The sequence below is a fragment of the Ferrimonas sp. YIN67 genome, assembly GCF_057219095.1.
The window spans coordinates 144443-169846 of the sequence record NZ_JBXVVJ010000009.1 but is presented as its reverse complement, the minus strand read 5'-3'; the positions used below and the strand labels follow the sequence as shown (position 1 = coordinate 169846).

General features: G+C 60.3%; 21 protein-coding genes. 4 read left to right on the top strand and 17 right to left on the bottom strand.

The features are described from left to right. Positions 1–107 precede the first annotated feature (107 nt). Positions 108–563 (bottom strand): SulA-like leucine-rich domain-containing protein, encoded by a 456-nt coding sequence (locus AC2D8U_RS17640; RefSeq protein ID WP_484620389.1) that lies wholly within the window; start codon positions 561–563, stop codon positions 108–110. Then, positions 563–1186, bottom strand: a complete 624-nt coding sequence (gene lexA, locus AC2D8U_RS17635) for a transcriptional repressor LexA (protein WP_484620388.1) — start codon at positions 1184–1186, stop codon at positions 563–565. The genes AC2D8U_RS17640 and lexA overlap by 1 nt, the downstream gene beginning before the upstream one ends. A gap of 248 nt (positions 1187–1434) precedes the next feature. Between lexA and plsB the strand changes: the two genes are divergently transcribed. After that, positions 1435–3843, top strand: coding sequence for a glycerol-3-phosphate 1-O-acyltransferase PlsB (plsB, locus tag AC2D8U_RS17630; protein ID WP_484620387.1), 2409 nt, complete (start codon positions 1435–1437; stop codon positions 3841–3843). A 78-nt stretch (positions 3844–3921) separates the two neighbouring features. Beyond that, on the top strand, positions 3922–4641 hold the full coding sequence (locus tag AC2D8U_RS17625; RefSeq protein WP_484620386.1) for a tRNA-uridine aminocarboxypropyltransferase: 720 nt from the start codon (positions 3922–3924) through the stop codon (positions 4639–4641). Positions 4642–4725: 84 nt separating this feature from the next. Here the strand turns inward: AC2D8U_RS17625 and AC2D8U_RS17620 are convergent, their stop codons facing one another. Both AC2D8U_RS17620 and AC2D8U_RS17615 read right to left on the bottom strand, forming a co-directional pair. After that, positions 4726–5178, bottom strand: a complete 453-nt coding sequence (locus AC2D8U_RS17620) for an NfeD family protein (RefSeq protein ID WP_484620385.1) — start codon at positions 5176–5178, stop codon at positions 4726–4728. 3 nt (positions 5179–5181) lie between these two features. Beyond that, complete coding sequence (locus AC2D8U_RS17615) at positions 5182–6099, bottom strand: SPFH domain-containing protein (RefSeq protein WP_484620384.1); 918 nt, start codon at positions 6097–6099, stop codon at positions 5182–5184. A 215-nt stretch (positions 6100–6314) separates the two neighbouring features. On the opposite strand from AC2D8U_RS17615, the gene AC2D8U_RS17610 reads away from it, so the two are divergent. Continuing rightward, entirely contained in the window at positions 6315–6767 is a 453-nt protein-coding gene (locus tag AC2D8U_RS17610) for a hypothetical protein (RefSeq protein WP_484620383.1), read from the top strand. On the opposite strand, the gene AC2D8U_RS17605 is transcribed toward AC2D8U_RS17610, so the two are convergent. From AC2D8U_RS17605 to AC2D8U_RS17560, 10 genes are all read right to left on the bottom strand, one after another. After that, positions 6754–7443, bottom strand: a complete 690-nt coding sequence (locus AC2D8U_RS17605) for a glutathione S-transferase N-terminal domain-containing protein (protein ID WP_484620382.1) — start codon at positions 7441–7443, stop codon at positions 6754–6756. The genes AC2D8U_RS17610 and AC2D8U_RS17605 overlap by 14 nt on opposite strands. Before the next feature lie 61 nt (positions 7444–7504). Continuing rightward, positions 7505–10090 (bottom strand): DUF2339 domain-containing protein, encoded by a 2586-nt coding sequence (locus AC2D8U_RS17600; RefSeq protein ID WP_484620381.1) that lies wholly within the window; start codon positions 10088–10090, stop codon positions 7505–7507. A gap of 175 nt (positions 10091–10265) precedes the next feature. Continuing rightward, the gene (locus tag AC2D8U_RS17595; RefSeq protein WP_484620380.1) at positions 10266–11249 is read right to left on the bottom strand and encodes a DUF4382 domain-containing protein; all 984 of its coding nucleotides are present in this window, start codon (positions 11247–11249) and stop codon (positions 10266–10268) included. A gap of 134 nt (positions 11250–11383) precedes the next feature. Then, the gene (locus tag AC2D8U_RS17590; protein ID WP_484620379.1) at positions 11384–11989 is read right to left on the bottom strand and encodes a CueP family metal-binding protein; all 606 of its coding nucleotides are present in this window, start codon (positions 11987–11989) and stop codon (positions 11384–11386) included. A gap of 154 nt (positions 11990–12143) precedes the next feature. Next, complete coding sequence (locus AC2D8U_RS17585; protein WP_484620378.1) at positions 12144–12278, bottom strand: hypothetical protein; 135 nt, start codon at positions 12276–12278, stop codon at positions 12144–12146. A gap of 149 nt (positions 12279–12427) precedes the next feature. Then, on the bottom strand, positions 12428–15580 hold the full coding sequence (locus tag AC2D8U_RS17580) for an efflux RND transporter permease subunit (protein WP_484620377.1): 3153 nt from the start codon (positions 15578–15580) through the stop codon (positions 12428–12430). Between the two features lie 98 nt (positions 15581–15678). After that, a complete protein-coding gene (locus AC2D8U_RS17575) occupies positions 15679–17703 on the bottom strand; it encodes an efflux RND transporter periplasmic adaptor subunit (RefSeq protein ID WP_484620376.1) in 2025 nt (674 codons plus the stop codon). Between the two features lie 77 nt (positions 17704–17780). Beyond that, the gene (locus tag AC2D8U_RS17570; protein ID WP_484620375.1) at positions 17781–18374 is read right to left on the bottom strand and encodes a heavy metal-binding domain-containing protein; all 594 of its coding nucleotides are present in this window, start codon (positions 18372–18374) and stop codon (positions 17781–17783) included. 127 nt (positions 18375–18501) lie between these two features. Next, positions 18502–18888 carry a hypothetical protein gene (locus AC2D8U_RS17565; RefSeq protein ID WP_484620374.1) on the bottom strand — a complete coding sequence of 129 codons (387 nt, stop codon included), beginning with the start codon at positions 18886–18888 and terminating at the stop codon, positions 18502–18504. Positions 18889–19104: 216 nt separating this feature from the next. Further along, positions 19105–19626, bottom strand: a complete 522-nt coding sequence (locus tag AC2D8U_RS17560) for a chorismate--pyruvate lyase family protein (protein WP_484620373.1) — start codon at positions 19624–19626, stop codon at positions 19105–19107. A gap of 110 nt (positions 19627–19736) precedes the next feature. On the opposite strand from AC2D8U_RS17560, the gene AC2D8U_RS17555 reads away from it, so the two are divergent. After that, complete coding sequence (locus AC2D8U_RS17555; protein ID WP_484620372.1) at positions 19737–20159, top strand: flagellar basal body-associated protein FliL; 423 nt, start codon at positions 19737–19739, stop codon at positions 20157–20159. A 138-nt stretch (positions 20160–20297) separates the two neighbouring features. On the opposite strand, the gene glpG is transcribed toward AC2D8U_RS17555, so the two are convergent. The 3 genes from glpG to AC2D8U_RS17540 all read right to left on the bottom strand — a co-directional run bounded on the left by glpG (position 20298) and on the right by AC2D8U_RS17540 (position 25270). Continuing rightward, positions 20298–21140, bottom strand: coding sequence for a rhomboid family intramembrane serine protease GlpG (gene glpG / locus AC2D8U_RS17550; protein ID WP_484620371.1), 843 nt, complete (start codon positions 21138–21140; stop codon positions 20298–20300). After that, positions 21137–21475 (bottom strand): thiosulfate sulfurtransferase GlpE, encoded by a 339-nt coding sequence (gene glpE / locus AC2D8U_RS17545; RefSeq protein WP_484620370.1) that lies wholly within the window; start codon positions 21473–21475, stop codon positions 21137–21139. Before glpE ends, glpG begins: the two co-directional genes overlap by 4 nt. A 669-nt stretch (positions 21476–22144) precedes the next feature. Next, positions 22145–25270 (bottom strand): efflux RND transporter permease subunit, encoded by a 3126-nt coding sequence (locus AC2D8U_RS17540; RefSeq protein WP_484620369.1) that lies wholly within the window; start codon positions 25268–25270, stop codon positions 22145–22147. Positions 25271–25404: the final 134 nt, after the last annotated feature.

Genomic DNA, 25404 nt, shown 5'->3' with positions numbered 1-25404 from the left:
CAACATCTGCCATTACAACTGCCTAAATTTGTGCAATGTTTCCGGAGTTTAAGCTACAGGCTGTGCGTTAGTTGATCAAGATCACAAAAGCACTTCGGAGTAATTATTCAGTGAACAAGATTCGGAAGGTGAAGGGTTTCCTGATTGGCGCCCTGGATCAGAAATGCAGGACAATAGGCACGCTTCTGTACGAGCTGTAAACGCCGTCCATCCCGCTCATCTATTTTTGGCAACCAAGCAAAGGCCACGGCACAGGTCCCCCCCAGCATGGCCTGCTCCAGTGCCCACAGCGCCTCCACATCATCACTGCAGCGCACACGAAGGACACGGCGGGCATCGATCCCGGCCTGGGCCAGCAAGGAAAGCCAATTGTCGGCCGGAGGGTTGATCAGGACTATCCAGCCAGCCTGTTCGGCCAGTTCGCGCAAAGCAGGCATCAAGGCCCCGAGGACATTGACGCCCGCTCCGGGTGAACAGCAGGTCGACTGGGCGGTGGACCAGGGCCGGCGGGTGCCTTGCCAAAGGCCAGGATGATTGTGCGGCGTTCCCTGCTGCGTTTTCATTATTGCCAGTCTCCGTTTCTGACGACGCCTACGGCCAAGCCCTCAATGGTAAGGGGGATCTCTGCCAAATCGACGACAATCGGTTCATATTCTTCATTTTCGGCGTGAAGATAAACGACGTTACCCTGTTTTTGAAAGCGCTTCACCGTCACTTCATCATCGCCCACCCGGGCCACTACAACCTGGCCATTACGGGCCTCTCGGGTCTGGTGGACGGCCAGCAGATCACCATCGAGGATACCAATCTCCTTCATGGAGTCTCCGCGCACCCTCAGCAGATAGTTGGCCTCGGGACGAAACAGGGTGGGATCCATCTGATAGTGGGATTCCACATGCTCCTGCGCCAGGATGGGCTCACCAGCGGCGACCCGACCAATCAGCGGCAAACCCAGTTGCTCTGGCTCAGGCTCGTTATAAAGGACCCGGATCCCCCGGGAAGTGCCGGGTACGATCTCAATATAGCCTTTGCGTGCCAGCGCCTTGAGGTGCTCTTCCGCCGCATTGGCACTGCGAAAGCCCAGCTGACGAGCGATCTCCGCCCGGGTTGGCGGCATTCCGGTGTCCAGCATGTGCTGGCGAACAAGGTTAAACACCTGTTCCTGGCGAGGCGTCAACGGCTTCATGGCGATCCCTGTGTATTCGTACAGTATTGATACTGTAATCATATACAGGTAGCTGGTGATTTCAACAGCAATCTGTTGTGGATGAGGAAAAACTTCGAGGAAACTGGTCCGATGATGACGGCAGAGTGGACAAAATACAGCCACTCTTTGCGAAGCACTTGCCGCTCTGAGAGTCAGATAGCTGCCTGCCTAGCGCTTTGGGTGTACACTCTGCGCAACTCATTCAATATCCCAGAGAAGCAACCCTCGTGAGCAACACAATCCTAAACCACTGGCAGCGACCGGTCAGTTGGATGCAAAAGCTGATGGTGAAGAGCAAGCCGATCCCGGAACGGCCGATTACCGAGTTGGATCTCGATCTCAGTCGACCCATCGTTTATGTCCTTCCAAACGACTCTTTCTCCGACCGTCTGGCACTGCATGAGTGTTGCCTCAAACTCGGTCTGCCCAGCCCGTTCGAGCCTCTAGAGCTCAAGGGAGAGATCTTCGAACGCCTGGTGGCATTGGAAGGAACCACGCCCCTGTTCGGACAGGGTAATGGCACCGACTTCAAGGCCCGTTTCGAGCGTCTGCTGCAACTTCATCGGGATCACGAGGAACTGGACGTTCAGGTCGTGCCGGTCAGCCTATTGTGGGGCCGAAACCCCGGTAAAGAGGAGAGTGTCAGTGCCACGCTGCTCAACAAGAACAATCCAACCTGGCTGCGTAAAACCCTGATCCTCTCCGTCCTGGGCCGGGATAACTTTATCCGCTTCTCCCGCGCCGTTTCTCTGCGTTATATGGCAAACAATCATGGTACCGACGGCACCATCGCCAGCAAGCTGGCGCGAGTCGCACGGGTCCACTTCGGCCGCCAGCGCACCGTCGCTACGGGGCCACGCCTGCCGGACCGTCAAGCCCTCTTCCATGCCCTGCTTGCCGCCCCGGCCATCAAGAGCGCCATCGCCGACGAAGCCAAGAGCAAGAAGATCTCCGAAGAGAAAGCCCGTCAGCGAGCGCGGGAATACCTGGACGAGATCGCGGCCGACTACTCGGACAGCCTGTTCCGGATTGGGGATCGCGTCCTCACCTGGTTATGGAACAAACTCTACCGCGGGATCAACGTACGAGGTGCCGAGCAGGTCCGCCAGCTATCCCAGGATGGCCACGAGATCGTCTTCGTGCCTTGCCACCGCAGCCATATGGACTACCTGCTACTCTCCTACGTGATCTATCGTCAGGGTATGGTCCCACCGCATATCGCGGCCGGGGTTAACCTGAACTTCTGGCCGGCCGGTCCCATCTTCCGCCGGGGTGGTGCCTTTTTTATCCGCCGCTCTTTCCGGGGCAATAAGCTGTACTCCACCGTCTTCCGCGAATACCTGGATCAGCTGTTCAAGCGGGGTTACTCGGTGGAATACTTCACCGAAGGCGGGCGTTCCCGTACCGGCCGCCTGCTGCCGCCCAAGACCGGCATGATCGCCATGACCGTCAACTCCGTCCTGCGCGGCCTCGAGCGCCCGGTCACCCTGGTCCCTGTCTACCTGGGCTACGACCACGTGATGGAGGTTGCCTCCTACCATAAGGAGCTCGCCGGCAAGAAAAAGGAAAAAGAGAGCGCCTGGCAGGTATTCTCCGCCATCCGTAAGCTGCGTAATTACGGCCAGGGTTATGTGAACTTCGGCCAGGCCATCACCATCCACCAGTTCCTCAATGAAGCCCACCCCCAATGGCGCGAAGAGAGTAACCCGGATGAGGGCAAACAACCTTGGCTGACACCAGCAGTCAATCAACTGGCCAACCAGTTGATGTGCAACATCAATGATGCCGCAGCGGCTTCCGCCATGACCCTGACCTCCAGCATCCTGCTGGCCACCGAGCAACACGCCATGGAGCGTGGTGCACTGGAAAGACAGCTGGATCTCTATCTGGATCTGCTCCGCGCCGTCCCCTATACCCCTCACACGACGGTACCGGAAGGGGATGGCAAGGCGGTACTGCAGCAGGTGCTGGATCTCAACAAGTTCCAACTGGCAACCGACCATATGGGCGAGATCGTCAGCATTGCCGATGGGTCTGCGGTGACCATGACCTACTACCGTAATAACAGCCTCCATCTGATGGTACTGCCCGCCCTGATCGCCGCCCTGCTGCTGCGCCGTGGCTGCCAGACCGAGTCCCAGCTGATCGATCAGATCCAGGCGATCTACCCCCTGCTGCAAGCTGAGTTGTTTATGGGGCTGGATCAGGCCAACGTAGCCCGTCAGGTCCAGGGGCTGATCAACGAGCTGGTGCGCCATGAACTGCTGGAGGTGTGTGAGCAGGGTCTGAAACCTCGCCAGAGTCGCCGTGCCGAGCTCTGCAACCTGGCGGATCTGATCCAGGAAACCGCACAGCGCTACGCCATCGTCCTGTCGCGACTGCAGCAGGAACCGACCATTGAGCGGGCAGCCCTGGAGAAGGACAGCACCGCCCTGGCAGAGCGCATGTCACGCCTTCACGGGATCAGCGCACCTGAGTTCTTCGACAAGAAGGTCTTTGCCACCCTGACCTCACGGCTCAAGGAGCTGGGGCTATTGGGGGAGGAGGCCGATACCGATCGCGTCAATGAACTGTGCGAGATCGTGGTCCCCCTGCTGACCACCACGGTACAAAATACCCTGGCACAATCCCGCTAAGGGACAGGCTCAAAACAAAAAGGGCGGCAACGCCCTTTTTTTGATCCCGCTCCACAGTCACTGAAATAGACTCAAATGATGAAACCGACCCATTGCAACCATGTGCTGCGTCTCAAAGACCAACGCTTAGCTGTGGCACAACGCCCCTTCAATGCTCGCGGTGCCACGGTCGCGCGATGCCCACGCTGCCTGATCGCCGAGGCCCACTGCTGTTGCCAATGGGCACGCCCCGGCAGCAGCTCGATGCACTTCGTCCTGCTGATGCATCACAAGGAGCCGATGAAGCCCACCAACACAGGTCGCCTGATCGCCGAGATCCTGCCCGATACCCAGGCATTTTGCTGGGATCGAACCGAGCCGGAACCGGCCCTGTTGGCCCTGCTGAAGGATCCCCGGTACCAACCCATGATCGTCTTCCCGGCCACCCATGCCGAGCCCGAGCGCGTGGTGGAACGGATCGAGGTCGCTGCCGACAAACAGCCCCTGTTGATCCTGCTGGACGGCACCTGGAAACAGGCCCGGCGCATGTTCCAGAGCGACTACCTCGACGGCCTGCCAGTGCTCTCCATCACACCCGGTACCGCCAGCCGCTACAAACTGCGCAGTGCCGCCCACGAGCATCAGCTGGCCACCGCAGAGGTCGCGGCCCAGGTATTGGCCCTGGGCGGTGACGAGCGAAACGCCCAAGCCCTGGATGCCTACTTTCAGGTGTTCTCCCAGCGCTACTACGCCGGTAAGCGGCAGTTGCCCGTTAGCGCGCAAGGCGAGCCCTTCGAGTTCTTACAAGGGATGAAATAAGGCTGCGACCGCTGCCAGCAAAAATGCCGTGCTTCAGGCACGGCATTCTTGCAAACCATGACTCGTCGCCTTGAGCGGCCTCGACTAAGGCTCAACGGCCATCAGCCGCAAAACCATACCCTCACTGGCCACAACGCGCACCGACTGACCGACCGGCAGGGCTTGATCACAGCGAACCCGCCAGCGAGTGTCGCCGATCTGCAAACGGCTCTCACCGGCCGGTAGATCCTGCTCGAGTACCCACTGCCGCCCCACCAATTGAGCCGCCCGATCATTGAGCATCGGCTGCTGGGTTTTATCGTTGTATCGACGAAACAACTTCCAATATCCCACGCTCAGCATGACAGCCATCGTGCCATACGTCATAAACTGGCCCGCCCATCCCCATTCGGGGAAACACCAGGCCAGCAGCGCCATCAACAGGGCCGCTGCTGCTGCCCCCAGCAGGAAGCCGCCAGTCCCCAGGGCCTCGGCCCCAAGCAGAAGAAGCCCCAGCAACAACCAGTGCCAAGCCTGAATTGCCTCAAGCCACGCCATGAATCACCCCTTTTTACCCGTATCTTTGAGCAGTTCGGCGACGCCAGCCACTGAGCCTATGATCCCACTGGCTTCCAGAGGCATCATCACCAGCTTACTGTTATCCGCCATACCAACCTCTTTAAGGGCCTCCACGTACTTCTGTGCCACGAAGTAATTGATCGCCTGCATATCCCCTTCGGCAATCGCCTTGGACACCATGGCGGTGGCATTCGCCTCCGCCTCGGCCAGCCGCTCTCGAGCTTCCGCCTCACGTTTAGCGGCTTCCAACTGGCCTTCCGCCTTGAGGATCGCCGATTGCTTTTGGCCCTCCGCCACCTTAATGGCCGCCTCACGCTCCCCTTCCGCTTCCAGGATGGAGGCACGCTTCTCCCGCTCGGCCTTCATCTGACGGGCCATGGCATCCACCAGATCCATCGGAGGCGAAATGTCGCGGATCTCGATACGGGTCACCTTGACCCCCCAGGGGTCCGTCGCTTCATCCACCTTGATCAGCAGTTCGGCATTGATCCTGTCCCGGTTAGAGAGCATCTCGTCGAGTTCCATGGAGCCGAGCACGGCCCGAATGTTGGTCATCACCAGATTCTGCATCGCCAACTCGAGGTTATTCACCTCATAGGAGGCCCGAACCGGATCCTGCACCTGAAAAAAACACACCGCGTCCGTAGTGACCTGGGCGTTATCAGCAGAGATCACCTCCTGGGGCAAAATATCCAGCACCTGCTCCATCATATTTTGCTTTCGGCCAATATTATCCACAATCGGTATGATCACCGTCAGGCCCGGATTCAGTACCCGGGTAAACTTGCCAAATCGCTCGACCGTATATTGGTACCCCTGGGGCACCATTTTGATCCCGGTCAATATCAGCACCCCGGCCAAAACCAGCAGTGCCAAGGCAATCACTTCACTTCCCAACATCCATTCTCTCCCTAATTTTCAATAATCGAAGCGAGGCGAGGCGCCTCGCAAAAGCCTACAATTGGTTAAGGCGTCGCCACCAGGAACGGCTAAGCCGAACGGGGGCAAGTGCCGTTATCCAGAGTTGTCAACAAAGTTACCCACAGCCCCATCTAATCCATGCATGAGCCAGTTTTGGTCTAATCTTATCGCTCCCTGCTGTTGGAGATGCCGTTATGAGCCCACTTCTCATCCGTCTTGGCGCCCTGTTTGCCCTAAGCCTCCCCCTCTGTACGCTTGCCGAGCCAGCTTCCGAGGAGGCCTCGGAGCAGATTGAAGTCCAAGAGCCCACTGCCTCAACCTGGCAGGAACTCAAGGACACGATACAACCTCACTGGCAGCAAGGAGTGGAAACCGGGCAGCAGCGCCTGACAGCCCTGTACCAAAGCAGCTCAGAACTGGCGGAGGAGTACTACCAGAACGTCAGTAAATGGAGCCTGGATACCTACGACAACCTGGTGATCTGGTGTGATGAGCAGTACGACCAGATGCTGCTCCTGGCCGCAGATTGGGCTGGCGATCTCAAATCTCAGCTGGATGAAAAAGTGGCCGCCAACCAGCAAGCCAATAGCAAAGATCATCCGAAACACACCACCCCGGCACAGGAGCAGTCATTCAATCCAGATTAAACAGGCGCTTTTTCTCCGCCTTGGACAACTCAGCGGTAGCGCGCACCCCCTTAAGGGTCTCGGCGATCCCGTAGGCCCTTTGCACGGCGGGCCGCGCTGCAATCCGTTCCAGCCAGGCCGCCATGCTCGGGAACTGGCTCAGATCCTGCCCCTGGCCCTCCCAAAGACGTGCCCAGGGATGGATCGCCATATCCGCGATGGAGTAGGCATCCGCGACATACTCCCGACCTGCCAGGTGCCGATCCAGCACACCGTACAGGCGAGCTGTTTCCTTGATATACCGCTGCTGAGCATAGGGAATGGTTTCCGGCGCATAGTGATTAAAGTGATGGTTTTGCCCCGCCATGGGCCCCAGCCCCCCGACCTGCCAGTACAACCACTGCAGCACCTCGTTTCGTGCCCGTGGCAAACGGGGCAAAAACTGTCCCACCTTATCGGCCAGGTATTCCAGGATGGCACCGGACTCAAATACGGAGATAGGTTCTCCCCCGTCCGCAGGAACCCGATCAACGATGGCCGGCATTCGATTGTTGGGGGCGATCCGCAAAAACTCGGGATTAAACTGATCCCCGGCCCCGATATCCACCGGCACGATGCGATATTCGACCCCGGCCTCCTCCAGAAACAGCGTGATCTTATGACCATTGGGTGTGGGCCAGTAGTGCAGTTCAATCATCCGTGTACTCCCTTAAGATCCTTACAATAAAACTAAACCCGTGTGTCCTTGCGAGCAAGCCTCAACATGCCTCAGCCCCCTGTCCCGACAATGCCAGCTGCAATCGGTTATAGAGGTAAGCCACCCCGAGCAGGGTGATCCCCAGGCCCAGGAAAGAGGCGACGCGCCATAAACCGTCCAGATCGGCCATGTCCCACAGGAAGATCTTGGCGATCACCAGCAGCAGAACAGCCGTCCCCACCTTCTGGATCTGCAACACTCGCCAGTGAGCCGCAGCCAACATCAGGCCCACGCCGATCAGCAGTCCCAACAATGAATAGCCGTACAGCTCCCCGATCAGCATGGGCATCCCGGGAACCAGCCCTTCGTGCCACAGGTGACGGATCTGCAACAGGGCAAACACCAGGGCCATACCGGCGGCAACCCAGAGCAATGGCTCCCGCCAGCGGTCGTGTCTTAGCCATGGCTGAATGGCCAGCAGCAGGGGGGGCACACCATAGATCAACAACAGAACGTTCCACACCGGGGTCGTGCCGATCACATGCTGGGTTACCAGAGGGTTGGCCAGGATGGCAAAGAGGGCATACAGCCCCAACGCCAGCACCAATTGTCCATCGGCCAACCAGGGCAGGATCCGGCTTTCACTGTGCACCGCCCGGTAGCGATAGGCGGCGCTGCCGGCCAGCAACACCATCACGTAGATCCCGGACTCTACCCAGGAAAACTCTCTAACAAACAAGTCGCCATACAGTTGGTAACGGGTGATGGCAGCCACTGCCAGGGCGCCCAGTTGCACCACGCCGGCCTCGAAGCTGATCCTCAGCGGACCACGCTCCCCCTGGTGGGCCAGCAACACCAGCGCCAGCAAGCCAAAAAGGAAACAGCCCAGGTAGGTGATGAGCAAAGCACCACTTGAAGCGCCATAGGCTGGCAGCCAGGGATTGATCGTCAGGCGGATCAAGACCGCCAGCAGCAAGACCCTGGCGGCCCAGTCCAAGCTTGGGTTTGGCAGGTAGCGCTGCAACGCCACCAGGGAGAGCCACTGGGCCGCCAACGCCAGGGTCAGGCGCAGATCGGTAAAAGTGGCGATCAGGGTCAGGCTCAGGGCCGCCTGCAACGCGAGCAACAGCACGGCGGTCACGGCACTCTCTCCGGACTGGCGCCGCCATAGATACAGAGCCACACCGTAACCCGACAGCAGCAGCGCCGGGATCCCGGCAGGCAGATAACCCGCGCCATGGGTAAAACGCAGATCCACCAGAATGATCATCAACAAAGGGACCGAACAAGCCAGTAGCGCCATCGCCACCGACGACCGGCGCCAAGCCAGGCTGCCCGCCAGCCCCAAGGCAACAAGCGTAAACAGCCCCGCCATGACCAGATAACTGATCTGCCAGATCTCGGCCAGCGGTAACGCCAGAATGTCGCTATGCCAATCCAAGGACTCCAGCACCAGGGGCAAGATCGCCAGCCAGGGCCAGCACCAGGCTCGAGCGAGTCGATGACGGGAGAGCAGCAAGGCCAGGACAAACAGACCCGCCGCCCCTGGGTAAAGCGCAACCGAAGGCGTTTCCAGCGCCAGCACCCCCCACTGGGCCAGCCCCAGCAGCAGCCAGAGCAGCGTCAGGCTTTGTTGCAGCAACAGCGGTCGTTGCCGTGCCCGTCCCCCACAGTCCAGTCCCAAGCCAAACAGCGGAACACCAAAGCCGAGCCAGGCAAGCAATATCAGATAGACGCTGCGCAGCCCCTGCAACTGAGCCGGTTCGGTCAAAGAGATCCCAAGCCAGAGCAGAGCCAGCAGCCAGATCCCCCACCAGAGCCAATCCCGGTAGATCCAACGCAGCAAAATAAAGCCACCGGCGGCCACGATCAGGGCGTAGCCCAGTGCCGCCGCCATCTCATTGCTGCCGGTACTGACCAGCAGAGGCACGGCAAAGGCGCCCAGGATCCCCAACGCCGCCAGCACCGGACCATGGCGCAGTGCCAGCCCCATCCCCAACAGCGACACCAGTGCCAGCAGGCCAAAGGCCCACCCCGGCGCCAGCCATTGATAGAGGGGGCCACTGGCCAGGGCACAGCCATAGAGGATCAGGATCCCGGCTCCGGCAACGGCCGCATGGATCTGCCCCGCCTCCCGGTTAACCTTGAGCCAACTGGCCAGGCCGATCAGCCCGGTAGCAAGCAAAGCGGCGGCCGCCACTCGGATCGGCGGCGTCAGCAGACCGGACTCCACCGAGTAATGGATCAGGAAGAGCCCCGCCAGGGCCAGGGAGAGGCCACCGCACAGCACCATCCAGTGGGTTTTGACAAATTCAAGCCAGGCGGGAGGCTGGGCAAAGGGGTCCAGGGTAGATTGGGGGAACCTCGCACTCACAGGAGAGGCAGGCAGAGTCCCCTGGCGGCTGGGAAGTGTTGCCGACTCAGCCAAGGGCTCATCCCCCTTTTCCTGATCCTCTGGTGGGGCAGGCTGTTCAGATTCGCGATGCGGCTGGGGGGCCTGAGCCAGGAGCATTTGCCGCAACAGGGCGATCTCCCGCTGCAGCTGAGCCAGTTCCCGGCGCAACCGGGCTTGGCCAAAATAGGCCACATACCCCATCACCACGCCGATGATCAGGGCTAACCCCAACCCCAGTGCCAGCCATTCCATAAGCCTGTCCCCAGCAATCCCTTCCATCGACTCTTCTCACCAGCGCGAGAAAAGGGCAACAAGGTCAAAGGTGAATGTTCAATGCAAACAAAGCAAATGCAATTGATAATGAAGGGGGGCTAACGAATAGCCCCCCTTCCCTGTCGACTCGGATCCGTTCGTTATTACGGACAGGTCAATTACCACAATGATGCTGGTTGCGATAACCGCCACCCTCACCACTCTCTATGGTCACCAGACCACCATCTTTAAACATCACAAAGCCAGTTTCGCTGGTGTCCTGACTGTCGGGCTGGTCCAGATGGCCCAGGCAGCTATACCCCACCTGGTAGTCACCGGCGGACAGAAAGCCCAGGCCGAAACGCCAGGCACCCGTCCTGTCCTGATGGATCCAGGCCGTTGCCAGGGGCGCAGTCCGACTCGGATCGGGCTCCAGCACCATATCCCCCATCTCTGGCAGCGGGGTACCCGCCGGATAAAGGTAGGCAACATGACTGAACAGGCTGCCCTCACCGGCTCGATCCGCAAAGCTGGCTTCACAGTCCTGGATCCAGCTCTCAGGCACCGTCCCGGACAGATGACCCATGGTACCGTTGTCGATCCAGCGTCCCCCATGGTGTTCCAGCCAGTAGCCCTGCTCATCGTGGATCAGGCCCTGGCGCAGATCCACCTCCCAGGTAAAGGCATGATGCTCACCGTTTCGCAGCTGCACCTCACCCAGATCAAAGTAATGCTGTCGACCATAGAGAGGATGACGCCCCTGGCCATCCTCGACAAAGGAGCCTGTATCGCCTTCACCGGCGACCCATTCCAACCGCACCCGGTAGCGACCCGGTGCCATGGCATGGTTCTCCAGCAGCCAGTAGGCGTTGTCCCCCTGGTGCGCCAACAGATCCACCCTGTGTTGCCGCAGATCCAGTTCTACCGGGGTTCCACCGCCCATATGGCCCCCCATATGCCCGTCGGGTGTCAGCACCAGACGGTCGGCATGCAGGAACAAGTGGGTGACGCCATCGGCGGGGGCATCAGACAGGGCGATAGAGAAGGTACTGGTATCCGTGGGTGGCTCAGTAGGGGGATCGGCCATCGGTCCCTCTCCACCGTCTCCGCCACCACACCCCACCAACAAGCTGGTCAAGATCAAAGCTAGGCGTTTCATGCTCACCTCCCTGAAACATTAGCTAGAGGTCATATTGTGGCTCGATTGCCCATAATTAGCTTGATCGAGATCAATGCGACAGTGGATACAAGGAGCGGGCGCCAAAGCGCCCGCTCCTTACTCGATAAACACGATTAGTGATGCTTGTGATGACCTGTATGACCGGCCACAGCCTCACCCATCCTTGGCTTAAGCTGCATGGTGGTGATACAGGTACGGCTGTCCTCAAATGTGGGCAACACCTCCTTGGCTTCCAGCAGGCCGAACTCTGGATGCTCGTAATGGAAGGTGAACGCCAGATTGCGCCGGGCCGGCACCCAAAAGTCGATAAAGCCGTCGTGCTGAGTGGTGATCATCCGATTCAGCACCTCCTCACCGCTGTCGACATCCACCGCCGACATATGCATGGGCTCACCGATCAGTTCACCGGTACAACCCGTTGGCACGTGGTTGCCGCAAGGGTGGGTGAAAGTCACCCAAGGGGCGATGGAAAGAAAGAACTCATCTTCCGGAATGGCGACATTGGCCTCGGTGCCATCGGCAAAGAGGGCGTTGATCCGATCGGGATGGATACGCACCACAGTGCCATCGTCGTTGCGATACCACTCATGGCTTTTGAGCACGGCGGCCTTATGATCCAACTGGGCGAACTCGGAGGCGCCGAAGCCAGCGGTTTCATTCTGGCCGCAGGCAGACAGACTCAAAGCCAGCACCAAGCTGGCAGACAGGGTTTTCCACATTGTATTACGTCTCTTGGATATTACGGGAAGCCCGTCTTGGGGCTTCCCGGGTTAGTGTGTATTTCGGCCAGTGGCCGCAACCGATCCCCTTTGGTGACGCGGGGTCGGGTGTCACCTTGACGGCAGGTTACGCCCGCAAGCGGGCTAACCTGCCCTACGAAGCGGCCTTCCCCGGATCCCGTCGGTAGATCAGCAGATAGATCGCCGGGATCACAAACAGCGACAGCAATGGTGCACTGCTCTGCAAAAGCGCATGCCGCCCACCATGGGGGCGTTGGTGTTTGTGCATCACCTCATTTGACCTCGGTTACCTTGCCCAGCCCTCGCCGGTAGATCAGCAGATAGATCGCCGGGATCACAAACAGCGACAGCAATGGTGCACTGCTCTGCAAAAGCGCATGCCGCCCACCATGGGGGCATAGGATTTAGTGCATCACCTCATGTTTCCCCTTCCGCCTTAGCCAAGCCACGCCGGTAGATCAGCAGATAGATCGCCGGGATCACAAACAGCGACAGCAATGGCGCAGTGACCATGCCGCCCACCATCGGAGCCGCGATCTTCTGCATCACCTCGTTCCCCGTTCCACCGCCCCACATAATGGGCAGTAACCCGAAGAAGATGGTGGCTACCGTCATCGCCTTGGGTCGAATGCGCATCACTGCGCCTTCTATCAAAGCGGCCTTGAGATCCTCGGCGCTGGCCATCTGGCCCCGTGCCTTGTAGGCCTTGATGGTGTTATTGAGATACACCTGCATCACCACGCCGAACTCCGCGGCCACGCCCGCCAGGGCGATCATCCCCACGGCCACGGCCACCGACAGGTTGTAGTCCAGCAGATAGAGCAGCCAGGCGCTGCCCACCAGGGCAAAGGGCAGGCTGAGCATGATCACCGACGCCTGAGCCACGGAGCCAAAGGTCATCATCAGCAGCAGGAAGATCACCGCCAGCATCACGGGGATCACCAGCTCCATCTTGGCCTCGACCCGCTGCATATACTCGTACTGACCGGCGAAGCTGACGGAGTAGCGTGGCGGCAGGCTGAGCCGCTCATCCATGGCCCCGCGGGCCTGCTGAATGTATTCACCGATGGAGATCACCGCGGGATCGATATCCACAAACACCCAGGAGATCAGCCGGCCATTTTCACTGGCCAGCATGGGGGCACCGTCCGAGATGGTCAGGGACGCCAGGTTTTCCAGGGGCACATATTTACCCGTCTTGGTCAGTACCGGCAGTTTGCGCAGCTTCTCGATGTTATCCCTCAGCTCCCGTGGGTAACGCACATTGATGGGATAGCGCTCCTGGCCCTGCACCGACTCCCCCACGGTCATGCCGCCGATGGCCATCTGCACCACGTCCTGAATATCCTTGAGGGTCATGCCGTAGCGCGCCGCTGCGGTCAGGTTCGGCTCAATGTCGATGTAGCGGCCGCCACCGGTGCGCTGGGCAAAGGCCGAGGTGGTCCCAGGCAGTGGCGCCAGGATCGCCTCAATTTCACCACCGATACGTTCAAGTTCCTCGACGTTCGCCCCGGAGATCTTCACCCCCACCGGGGTACGCACCCCGGTGGAAAGCATGTCAATCCGGGTCTTGATCGGCTGCACCCAGGCATTGGTAATGCCCGGCACCCGCACGGTGCGCTGCAGTTCGGCAATGATCCCCTCCATGGTCATCCCCTCGCGCCACGCCTCCTGTGGCTTGAGCATGATGGTGGTTTCCAGCATGGTCAGGGGGGCCGGATCCGTCGCCGTATCGGCCCGCCCAACCTTGCCAAACACCCGTTTCACCTCGGGCACCGTTTTGATCAGGCGGTCCGTCTGCTGCAGGATCTCCGCCGCCTTGCCGGCACTGACGCCCGGCAGGGTGGTGGGCATATAGAGCAGATCCCCCTCCGCCAGCTCGGGCATAAACTCCGAGCCCATGCGGGAGATGGGCAGGTAGGCACTGGCCAGTGCCACCAGCGCCACCAACAGGGTTACCTTGGGAAACTTCAATACGCCGGTCAGCAGCGGTTGGTAGAGGGCGATCAAGATCCGGCTGACCGGATTCTTCCGCTCATCGGGGATCTTGCCCCGAACGAAGTAGCCCATGAGTACCGGGATCAGGGTGATCGCCAGTACCGCCGAGGCCGCCATGGCAAAGGTCTTGGTGTAGGCCAGGGGGTGGAACAGGCGCCCCTCCTGGGCTTCCAGGGCAAACACAGGAACAAAGCTCAGGGTGATGATCAGCAAACTGAAGAACAGCGCCGGGCCGACCTCCACCGAGGCCTCTTTGATCAGGCGCCAATGGGCCTCCCCCTCCGGGGCCTTGCCATGCTCCTCCCGATAATGCTCGAGATGTTTGTGGGCGTTCTCCACCATCACGATGGCGGCATCCACCACGGCACCGATGGCGATGGCGATCCCTCCCAGACTCATGATGTTGGCATTAACCCCCATCCAGCCCATGACAATGAAGCTGATCAGGATCGACAGGGGCAGGGAGACCACAGCCACCAGGGTGGAGCGGGCATGGAGCAGGAACACCAGGCAGACCAGGGCCACCACGGCGATCTCCTCCAGCACCTTATGCTTGAGGTTATCGACCGAGGAGAGGATCAGCTCACTGCGATCATAGGTGGGAACGATCTCGACCCCTTCGGGTAGGCCCGACTGGATCTGACCCAGCTTGGCCTTGACGTTCTCAATGGTGGTAAGGGCATTTTCACCGTAACGCATCACCACGATGCCACCGACCACTTCCCCCAAACCATCCAGCTCGGCGATGCCCCGGCGGGCCGCCGGCCCCAGACGTAACTGGGCCACATCCTTCATCAACACCGGGCTGCCGGACTCGGAGACAATGCCTAACGGAATTTCCTCGAAATCCCTGAGAGACTGGCGATATCCGGACGCGGTGATCATGTATTCGGCTTCCGCCATCTCGATCACCGAGCCGCCCACCGAGGCGTTATTGTTATCCAGCGCCTGTTTCACCGCCATCAGATCCAACCGGTAGAGCGCCAGCTTATGGGGGTCCACCACGATCTGATAAGCCTGCTCCATGCCGCCGACCGTGGCCACCTCGGACACCCCGGCCACGCTCTGCAGCTCCAGTTTCAAAAACCAGTCCTGCAGGGATCGCAGCTGAGCCAGATCCTGCTTCCCTGTGCGGTCCACCAGGGCGTACTGGTACACCCAGCCGACGCCGGAGGCATCCGGCCCCAGCGCAGGAGAGACCCCGGGAGGCAGCTGCTCCTGGATCTGCGACAGATACTCCAGCACACGGGAGCGGGCCCAGTAGATGTCGGTGCCATCTTCAAAGATCACGTAGACGAAGCTGTCACCAAACATGGAGAAGCCCCGCACCGTCCGCGCCCCCGGCACCGCCAGCATAGCGGTGGAGAGCGGGTAGGTGATCTGATCTTCCACCAATTGGGGGGCCTGCCCCGGATAGGAGGTCTTGACGATCACCTGCACATCGGACAGATCCGGCAAGGCATCCAGCGGCGTGCTGCGCATCGCCTGCCAGCCATAGAGGGCGATCACGGCGGTGATGATCAGCACCATGGCCCGTTGTCGCAGGGAGGCACTAATGATCTTTTCTAACATGCTGCCTCCAGACACTTGCGTTGATGATCAGCACCACCAATCAAGAGCCTTTGCCTTAATGAGGCACTGATGATTTTCTCTAGCATCACTGCGCTTCCTTAATGGTTGTGACCGGCATGGGGGTCCGCGCTCTGGCTTTCACTCTGCTGACTCATCCGCCGCAGGCTGCCCTGGATACTGGCCTCGGAGTCGAGCAGGAACTGGCCGGAGACCACCACCCGATCGCCTTCGTTGATCCCCTCGAGGATCTCCGCCTTACCCTGGCTCATCATCCCCAGGCGCACCGGCACCGAGGCAAAGCCGGCATCCTCACGTTGCACCACCACCCGGTTCTCCCGACCGGTGAGGATCAGCGCCTCCGTGGGCACCGTCAGCAGATTGCGCTTAGGCCCACCATACAGCTCGACATCCACCAGGGTGCCGGGGCGCAGCTGCCCCCCTGGCTGATCTTCGGGATTGGGCAGCTTGATCCGAACCTGCATCGCGCGCGTGGTGGGATCCAGCTCCGGATAGATGTAATCGATGCTTCCCTCGATCTCGAACAGCCCCTGGGCGGCAGCGGTCACATCCGCCGGCCTGCCCAGCTCCAGCCAGCTCTGCTCATTCTCAAACACATCGGCGATCACCCAGACGGTAGAGAGATCCACCAGCTCAATCTGGGTCTCTCCGGGCTGAATGTACATGCCATCACGCATCGTCAGGCGGCTCACCACCCCACTGCGATCGGCATAGAAAGGCACGCGGTACAGGCTATCTCCGCTGCGCTCCAGTCGGCGGATCACCGATTCCGAGATCCCCAACAGCTCCAGGCGCAGACGGGCCTTGCGCAGCAACTCACTGCCCCTTTGCTTATCGCTTTTGAGGTAGTCCAGGGCCTGCAGATAATCGTCCTGGGCGTTGATCAGCTCGGGCGAGTAGAGCTCATAGAGCAGATCCCCCTTGGCCACCTGCTGGCCCACCGTCGTCACCGCCAGTTTCTCCACCCAACCGGTCACCCGGGTGTGAACATGATGGATGGCATCCTCGTTGTACTGCACAGTACCCAGAGTCTTGATGTACTGCCACAGAGTGCCACGCTCCACCGCTTCGGTGCGCACACCCAGGGCCTGCTGCATGCCGCCGGAGATCCCCACCACGATCTCCTCGGTGGCCGCCCCCATGGTCACCTGCTCCAGGTTCATGCCACAGATGGGGCAAGTTCCCGGCTCATCGGACACGATATGAGGGTGCATGGGACAAACATACTTGATGGTGCCTTCCGCTGCCGTCTCGGTGCCGGGCAATGCCTCGGGCAGGGGATCCAGGCCCAATGTCTTGGCCTCGCCATGACTGGCATGACTCGCGTGCGCACCCACCTCTTCCTCCTCCTCACCGCTTTGCAAGATCGGCGTCAGGAACATGTTACAGATGGGGCAGCGATCCCCCTTCGCGCCCGTTTCCTCCGGATGCATGGGACAGGCATGAGTATGAGCCGTCCCCTCATGAGCGGCATGCTCCTCACCGTCAGAAGCCACGGCCTCAGTGGGCGTCAGGAACATGTTGCAGATGGGGCAGCGATCCCCCTCTGCGCCCGTTTCCTCCGGATGCATGGGACAGGCATGAGTATGAGCCGTCCCCTCATGAGCGGCATGCTCCTCACCGTCAGAAGCCACGGCCTCAGTGGGCGTCAGGAACATGTTGCAGATGGGGCAGCGATCCCCCTCTGCGCCCGTTTCCTCCGGATGCATGGGACAGGCATGAGTATGAGCCGTCCCCTCATGAGCGGCATGCTCCTCACCGTCAGAAGCCACGGCCTCAGTGGGCGTCAGGAACATGTTGCAGATGGGGCAGCGATCCCCCTCTGCGCCCGTTTCCTCCGGATGCATGGGACAGGCGTGAGTATGAGCCGCCCCCTCATGAGCGGCATGCTCCTTACCGCCAGAAGCCACGGCCTCAGTGGGCGTCAGGAACATATTGCACAGGGCACAACGATCCCCTGCAACCCCGGTTTGCTCCGGATGCATGGGACAGGCATGGGTATGAGCCTGCCGTTGTACGACCGACGGTGACGCCGCCGGCTGCGCTTGGGCCAAGGTCCAGGCCACCGGTGCCAGCATCAAAGCCAGCACGATCGCGGTTGCCACTCGGGTCGTCCTTACAGCGTGCCGGCTCTGGCCGTCACAGTCGCATTTGTTACACATGGCAGGCTCTCCTTCAGGCCTTAGTGATGGCCATGATGACCATGACCGGCCATGGCGCTCTTCTCACTCATGGGCGTCAGGGCCATACCACACTTCGGACACTCATCGCCTTCATGACCGAGGATCTTCGGGTGCATGGGGCAGTGGTAGACCGAGGCGCTGTCGCCCCCTTTGGGCTCCAGCCACATGCCACATTTTGGACAGCTGTCCCCCTTTACCCCGGTCACTTCCGGGTGCATGGGGCAATCATGGGTATGAACCGCTGCGTGTCCGGCCACAGGCTCCAACTTCATGCCGCACTTGGGGCATTCATCACCGGCCTGACCGGTGATCTTGGGGTGCATAGGGCAGGCATGGGTATCGGCCCCAGCCACCATCTTACCCATCTTATGATGACCATGGTGACCGGCATGGGCTCCCTGGTGTGGACAATCTTTTGTTTCACCGGACGCCCCCTTGTGCTTTGCGCAACAGGAGGCCTTGCCAGAGTGGGATTGGGCTTGAGCGTGGGGACAGTGATGCTCGGCAGCGGACTCGGCGGCGTGAGCGGGCACAAAGGAAAACAGGATCGCCGCAGCGGCGACCATCAATACGGGAAAGGACAGCTTGGTCATGATGACTCCAAATTATTCGTTACCACCGAGCGTTCTCGGCGGCAGATACAACAGGCTGGCGAATAGGGATCGCAACAGCACGTCCCGAGCAAAACTCAGTACGGACAACAGGTTCGAATAAAAGGGATCAGGCTATCGGAGGAGGACTGTCGACCGACAGAACCACGGCATGAAAGGTCTGGATCTTCCCGGCGCACCGCTGCGGCCGAGAGGGCAAGGAAAAGGTTACCTGACTGACAAGGGCCACCCCGGCTGGACTGAACACCTTGCACTGCCCACATTCGCCCTCACAGGGCGTCTTGGCATCATGGCAATCGACCGGCATGGGCTCATCACAGCAGTCATGCTGGGCCATCGCCATCCTATCGCAATGTGGTTCCGGGGTGGATTGAGCATGGTCGTCATGCGCCATGGTGGTCATATCGACCGGCATCGACGGCATCAAATGGACACGAGCAACCGCACCCTGAGCAAACAGGGCGAAGATCAGCATAAGCACACTGAGCAGTCGCATCGATATATTATCCTTCACAAATATAAGTCACAGTGTGACCCAAAAGGGACACTCTGCCAAACCATAACATTCACATTTTGCGCCAGTTCACAAAGAGTTGGAGTTTGACCCTCACCGTCGCACCGAACATCTGGACGACGACCAGCACAAAGAGACCAGCCATTGACCGGCTCAATCACCTTGCCAAAGCGACGAGCCAAAGAAAGAGCGAAATAGCTAACCAATGATCCGCTCAGCAAAGGGAAGAAAGATCTCATTGACCCTCAGTGGCCGCTCAGAGAGGAAAAATTGACGACTGCGGCCCCATAAAGCGGACGCGACCGCCTGCCCCTGCTCCCGAGCCACCTCGGCCGCTCGACTCTCAGGGGAGTACCTTTGCACCGTCAATGGTCCCTTACGCATCCGAGCACTGCCAAACAGGGCCTCCCCCAAGGGTTGACTGCCCAGGTTCTGAAAATCGATATCCCCCGCGGCAAAAGTCGCCAGAGGCACCTCGGTCAACGCATAGACCCAGGGCACACCATCCAACCTGAGCAAAACCTCTCGGCACCAGATGGGCTCGGCGGCCTGCCACCCGGGTCCCGCCTGGGCAGCCGGAGCCCGCCACTCACACAGACACTCCACCTCGAATCGACGGCACTGGGTCTTCAATCTCAGGGTCAGTGAGTTGGGATCGGTCAACCAGCTAGCCAGAGCAGGGCCTGGCTCTAGGGCATCGATGAGGGTTACGGCTTGCATCCGGGGTCCTTTGGGTCAGCGTAGCCCAATAGTATCAGACCCCATCGACTTGCCAAAACCGCCACGAGAAAGGTAGATTTCAAATAATCCACCTGTGGGAGAAAATACTTGTGAAGACCCTGATTGGCCTACTTATTGCTGCGATAATGGTCATCTCGCCTGCCCAGGCAGACATCCATGCCAAGCTGACAGCAGGGGATGTCGCCCACGATAACTACGGCTACTATGGCCTGGAGCCGGAGATCGTCACCAACTACCTGACCGAGGGACGCCGCTTTGGTTATGTCCGGGTCGAGGTCGAATTAATGCTCAAAGATCTCGAGACCATTGAGATCGTCGAGCACCATGCGCCCCTGATCCGCGCCACTGTCGTGGAGATCCTGGGGCAACAGAGTGAAGCCCAGATCAAATCCCTCACCGGGCGAGAAGCGATCCGGCGGGACTGCTTTGATACCATCAACGCCATCCTGACCGAGGAGACCGGCCAACCCCTGCTGGCCAACCTGCTGTTCACCAAATACCTGTATGACTGAACGAGATGTAGGGCAGTGTTAGCTCGCGTAGCGAGCGTAACCTGCCATCCACATCTCGTCGAAGTGCAGGGCCGCTCTTTCATCAAAAAGCCCGTGATGCAAAGCGTCACGGGCTTTTTGCTGTCTGCAAAGTGACGCTTATCGTCGCGTCCGACTGTCCAGCAGGGCCTGAGCCACGCCGACCAACAGTCCTCCCAGGTGGGCATAGTTGGCCATGTTCATCATCCCCATAAAGCCCAGCACCAGCCAGAGCAGCAGGAAGCCGACATAGGCCGGCGGCAGCGCCAGGGGCGAATGGGGGTTGAAGCGACCGCTGATCCAGCAATAGCCCACCAGAGCGTAGACCACCCCGGACAGGCCGCCGAAGTTGGGTCCCACCAGGGCAAACTGCGCCAGGTTGGGCAAGGTTCCCGCCACCAACAGCAAGATGGCCAAGGTACCAGCGCCACGCTCCCGCTCGATACGCCCCCCCAGATACCACCACCACAACAGGTTGAACACCACATGCATGGCAGAAAAATGGATCACCGATGGGGTGAAGAAGCGCCACCACTGTCCACTGGCCATCGCCTCCCAGCTGGCAAAGAAGTGGGTCGCATTAAAGATGCTTTGGGCAAAGCCAATGTTCCAAAACAGCCAGATCCCACCACACACAATCAACAGCGACAGGGTCAAGGGCCCAGACTGAGTGATCAACGACTGGAGAAACTGCAATCCGGGCGCACCGTAATCGAACCTGGCACCCTCACCACGCTGTGGCACCGCGCCGGACTCCCAGGAGGCGGCCATATAGCGACGGTGGTAAGGATCGGCCAGGAAGCGTTCATACTCCTCACGACCCCGATGATACAGGGGGGCTTCTACCACAATGGCGATCCCATCCTCGGCCGGCTGCAACTGAGCCGCGATCCCCTGGGTCGCCATATAGTCCACCAGCGCCTGGGCGGCACGAGGATCGCCGAGGACGCCGACTTCCATCATTCGCCCGTCTCCTGGGCCGCCAGTTGCTGTGTCAGGCGGTGTTTACTCCAGCCCTCGAAACCGCCATCCAGGCTATAGACCTGCTCGAAGCCCTGCTCGGCCAGGTAGGCGGCGGCTCCTTGGCTGGAGATCCCGTGGTAGCAGCACACCACCAGGGGATCGTCGAACTCGGCATTGAGAATAAATTCGGCCAGGTTGCCATTGTGCAGATGCACGGCTCCTGGAATGTGCCCCGCCGCATAGGCATTGGCATCACGGATATCGACGATCTGCACCCCGTCCTGTTCGGCCAGGGCATCAAACTGTGCCAGAGGCAGGCATTGATACTGGGTCATAAGGATCTCTGCTAAACACTTTGCTCCAGTGTACTGACAGCGGCGTAGAGAAACAAAATGCGATGATCTCGCCACCGTCGACGGAGGCCGTTTTTTGTTGATGGCCTGTGCAGCGGTCGATCACGCCGCTGCGCGGCTAACCAACCCGACGAAACTAAGGGTGAACCTAGCTCTACATAGGGAGGCTTAGCGCAGCGTAAGCCATCGTTTTCCAGCTCCTGAATCAACGCGGTGACCCACCATAATGTGCAACGGCAGGTTACGCCGCTGCGCGGCTAACCTGCCCTAGGAAACTAAATTGGTTTGTCGCGCTGGCGACGGCAGCTTAGCTCTTTGAAGAGAGTGAGGCTTCGCCCGGCTACGCGCCCGCCACAACCCCCTTTGCCTTCACTGCGGCGGCTCCTGACGAGTCTTTTACGTTGAGTCATGCTTCGCCAGAAACAGCGGTAACTCAACCTCCAGAGTCGGAGCCGTCCTCGACGTCGGCGAAAAGACGGGTGGAGCATCAGCCCAAGTCAACCACCCAGGCCCATGAAACCACACTCGCAAAAAGGCCCCGATCCCACTGGGGGATCAGGGCCTGGAGCAATTCAGCGAAAGATCCTGCACATGAGACCCGGGTTAGGCGACGGGCTCATGATCCCCGCTGACACGCCCCAGAAATCGAACTCAATAACTGGTATCGACCGCCTTGGGCGGAAAACGCCGGTAGAGGGTCGGCAGCACCAACAGGGTAAGCAGGGTCGAAGTGATCAAGCCGCCGATGATCACCATCGCCAGGGGGCGCTGCACCTCGGAGCCCACACCGGAAGAGAGGATCACGGGAATAAGCCCCAATGCCGAGGTCAGCGCGGTCATCAGCACAGGACGCAAGCGGCTGATCGCCCCCTCAAACACCGCCGTTCCCAGCGCTTCACCAGTCGCCAGCCGCTGGTTGATGGCGTCCACCAGCACCACGCCGTTGAGCACCGCCAAACCAAACAGGGTGATAAAGCCGATGGAGGACGGCACCGACAGATAGGTGCCGGTGATCCACAAGCTCAACACCCCGCCGATCAGCGCCAGCGGGACGTTAGCCATCACCAGCATCGCCTGACCCACGGAGCCAAAGGAGAAGAACAGCAACAGGGCGATCAGCGCCACCGAGATCGGCACCACGATGGCCAGGCGCTTTTGCGCCCGCTGCTGACTCTCATACTGGCCGCCGATCTGCACCGCGTAACCGGCGGGCAAGTCCGCCTCGGCCTCGATGATTGCGTAGATATCGCTGACCACAGAGCCCATGTCCCGGCCCACCACGTTGGCCTGGATCACCACCCGGCGCTGCACGTCGTCGCGCCGAATGTTGGGCGGCGCGGATTCCATGGCGATCTCGGCGACGTCCCCCATGCGCACCAGGGCGCCGTCGGGGCTGCGCAGCACCAGGTTGGCCAGCGCATCCGGATCCTGACGGAAGGACTCCTGGTAACGCACCTGGATGTCGTAACGGGCGTTGCCATCGATCACCTGACCGGCGTTGACGCCCCCGACACCGTCGGACACCAGCTGCAGCACCTGATCCACCGTCATGCCATAGCGTGCCAGGGCGTAGCGATCCGGCCGCACCACCAGCTGCAGCTCGCCGGCGATCTGCTCCATTGCCACGTCGGAGGCACCGTCGACGCGTTGCACCAGGGCTTCGATCTCACCCCCTTTGTCGGCCAGCACATCCAGATCCGGGCCGAACAGCTTGATCGCCAGTTGGGCGCGCACCCCGGACAACAGCTCATCCACTCGGGTGGCGATGGGCTGGGAGAAGGTCAGCAGCAAACCCGGATGAACCGACAGCTTGGCCTCCATCAGCGCCTGCAACTCAAAGCGATCCCGGGCCGAGGTCCACTGCTCAATGGGCAGCACCCCAACGTAGATCTCGATGTTGTTGATCGGCTCGGGATCGCCGCCTATTTCTGGGGCACCAATGCGGCTGACCGCATAGGTAACCTCGGGAAACTCCATCAGCAGGGCTTCCAGCTTGGGTGCCACCGCCAGCGAGGTCTCCAGGCTGGCGGTGGGGGCCAGGGTCACCCGGATATTGAGCGTCCCCTCCTCCAGCTCAGGCACGAACTCGGTGCCCAGGCGCGGCACCACCAGTGCCGTGGCCAGCAGCAACGCCAGCGCACTGGCCACCACCGCCTTGGGCTGGTCGATCACTCGACCCAGCAGCCGCCGGTAGCCGTTTTCGATCGGTACCAGCAGCGGGCTGGGTTTGACCTCCACCGGCTTGGGGAACAGATAGGCCGCCAGCGCCGGCACCACCACCAGGGCGGTAAACAGCGCCGCCAGCATGGCCAGGATGATGCTCACCGCCATCGGCTGAAACATCTTGCCCTCCACCCCCTCCAGGGTGAACAGGGGCGCAAACACCACGATGATGATGCTGGTAGCGAAGAACACCGGCCGTGCCACAGCTTTGGCCGCCTCGGCGATGCGCTGGCGTGCCGTCTGGCTACCTTTCGCCGACAACTGCTTGAAGATGTTTTCCGCCATCACCACCGAGCCATCCACCAGCATCCCGATGGCCACGGCCAGGCCGCCCAGGGACATCAGGTTGGCAGAGAGGCCAAAGTAGGCCATCACCATCAGGGTCAAACCGATAGCGATGGGAATGGACACCAGCACCAGCAGCGTGGCCCGCAGATTGAGCAGGAACAGCGCCAGGATCACCACGATCAGCACGAAGGCGATGGCCAGCGCGTCCCGCACCGTGGTGACCGCCTTGGCCACCAGATCGGCGTTATCATAGTAGGGCTCCAGCACCACACCATCCGGCAGGGCCGCGCGGATCTGCGGCAGTCGCGCCTTGATGGCATCAATGGTGGTCTTGGTGTTGGCGCCCATGCGCTTGAGCACCACGCCGGAGACCACTTCGCCCAGGGCCTCCACTTGCCCTTCGTCATTGCGACGGGTCATGGTCAGGGCACCCACCCGGATCTCCGAGCCAAAGCCGACCTCCGCCACCTCTGCCACCGTGATCGGCGTGCCGTTGAAGGTGATCAGCGGCAGCGCCCGGATCGCATCCAGCCCGGCTTCACCGGCCGGTATAAAGCCGTAGCCCCGCACCACGAACTGCTCCTCGCCCCGGGGCATAAACCAGCCGCCGGTGTTGCGGTTGTTGCCCTCCAGCGCCGCCGTCAGATCGTCCAGGGTCAGACCGAACGCCAGCAACTTGTCCGGATCAACCCGCACCTGGTATTGGCGCACTTCGCCACCAAAAGAGAGCACTTCGGTGACGCCGTCCACCGGCATCAGCATCAACTTCACCAGGGTGTCGTTGAGCGAACGCAGTTGCATGATGTCATAGCCACTGCCCGGCTCGGCCCGCAGCAGATACTGGTAGATCTGACCCAGACCCGAGGTATTGGGACCCATCTCCGGGGTGCCGACGCCGTCGGGAATGATCTCCCGCGCCTCCTGCAGCTGGGCATTGACCTGCTGACGGGCAAAGTAGATATCTGTGCCCTCTTCGAACACCACAGTCACCATGGAGAAGCCGGTGCGGGACAGTGAGCGCACCTGAGTCACCCCAGGCAGGGCGTACATAGACGCCTCCAGTGGGTAGGTGATCAGTTGCTCCACCTCCTCCGCCGCCAGCCCTTGCGCAGCGGTATTGATGTCGACCTGGATGTTGGTCACATCGGGAAAGGCGTCGAGATCCAGTTTCGGCACCAGCGCCAGGACGCCACCTAAAGCGGCCAGCAGCAAGAGCACCACCAGCAGGCGGTTATGAACGGCCCAGCTCGTCAGTCTATCCAACATGATCGCCCCCCTTCGCGGCGAGGCACACGATACGGCACGGATGCACCGCACTCTCCCCAAGAACCGTCAATCTATCCAACATGATCGCCTCCCATCACGGCAAAACCGAGCGTATGGCTAAGGTGCACGGCACC

What these genes read in the sequence shown, in the direction of transcription:
- AC2D8U_RS17640 (WP_484620389.1), bottom strand. Translation starts at nt 563, where the DNA reads ATGAAAACGCAGCAGGGAACGCCGCACAATCATCCTGGCCTTTGGCAA.
- lexA (WP_484620388.1), bottom strand. Translation starts at nt 1,186, where the DNA reads ATGAAGCCGTTGACGCCTCGCCAGGAACAGGTGTTTAACCTTGTTCGC.
- AC2D8U_RS17625 (WP_484620386.1), top strand. Translation starts at nt 3,922, where the DNA reads ATGAAACCGACCCATTGCAACCATGTGCTGCGTCTCAAAGACCAACGC.
- AC2D8U_RS17620 (WP_484620385.1), bottom strand. Translation starts at nt 5,178, where the DNA reads ATGGCGTGGCTTGAGGCAATTCAGGCTTGGCACTGGTTGTTGCTGGGG.
- AC2D8U_RS17615 (WP_484620384.1), bottom strand. Translation starts at nt 6,099, where the DNA reads ATGTTGGGAAGTGAAGTGATTGCCTTGGCACTGCTGGTTTTGGCCGGG.
- AC2D8U_RS17610 (WP_484620383.1), top strand. Translation starts at nt 6,315, where the DNA reads ATGAGCCCACTTCTCATCCGTCTTGGCGCCCTGTTTGCCCTAAGCCTC.
- AC2D8U_RS17605 (WP_484620382.1), bottom strand. Translation starts at nt 7,443, where the DNA reads ATGATTGAACTGCACTACTGGCCCACACCCAATGGTCATAAGATCACG.
- AC2D8U_RS17600 (WP_484620381.1), bottom strand. Translation starts at nt 10,090, where the DNA reads ATGGAATGGCTGGCACTGGGGTTGGGGTTAGCCCTGATCATCGGCGTG.
- AC2D8U_RS17595 (WP_484620380.1), bottom strand. Translation starts at nt 11,249, where the DNA reads ATGAAACGCCTAGCTTTGATCTTGACCAGCTTGTTGGTGGGGTGTGGT.
- AC2D8U_RS17590 (WP_484620379.1), bottom strand. Translation starts at nt 11,989, where the DNA reads ATGTGGAAAACCCTGTCTGCCAGCTTGGTGCTGGCTTTGAGTCTGTCT.
- AC2D8U_RS17585 (WP_484620378.1), bottom strand. Translation starts at nt 12,278, where the DNA reads ATGCACAAACACCAACGCCCCCATGGTGGGCGGCATGCGCTTTTGCAG.
- AC2D8U_RS17580 (WP_484620377.1), bottom strand. Translation starts at nt 15,580, where the DNA reads ATGTTAGAAAAGATCATTAGTGCCTCCCTGCGACAACGGGCCATGGTG.
- AC2D8U_RS17570 (WP_484620375.1), bottom strand. Translation starts at nt 18,374, where the DNA reads ATGACCAAGCTGTCCTTTCCCGTATTGATGGTCGCCGCTGCGGCGATC.
- AC2D8U_RS17565 (WP_484620374.1), bottom strand. Translation starts at nt 18,888, where the DNA reads ATGCGACTGCTCAGTGTGCTTATGCTGATCTTCGCCCTGTTTGCTCAG.
- AC2D8U_RS17560 (WP_484620373.1), bottom strand. Translation starts at nt 19,626, where the DNA reads ATGCAAGCCGTAACCCTCATCGATGCCCTAGAGCCAGGCCCTGCTCTG.
- glpG (WP_484620371.1), bottom strand. Translation starts at nt 21,140, where the DNA reads ATGATGGAAGTCGGCGTCCTCGGCGATCCTCGTGCCGCCCAGGCGCTG.
- glpE (WP_484620370.1), bottom strand. Translation starts at nt 21,475, where the DNA reads ATGACCCAGTATCAATGCCTGCCTCTGGCACAGTTTGATGCCCTGGCC.
- AC2D8U_RS17540 (WP_484620369.1), bottom strand. Translation starts at nt 25,270, where the DNA reads ATGTTGGATAGACTGACGAGCTGGGCCGTTCATAACCGCCTGCTGGTG.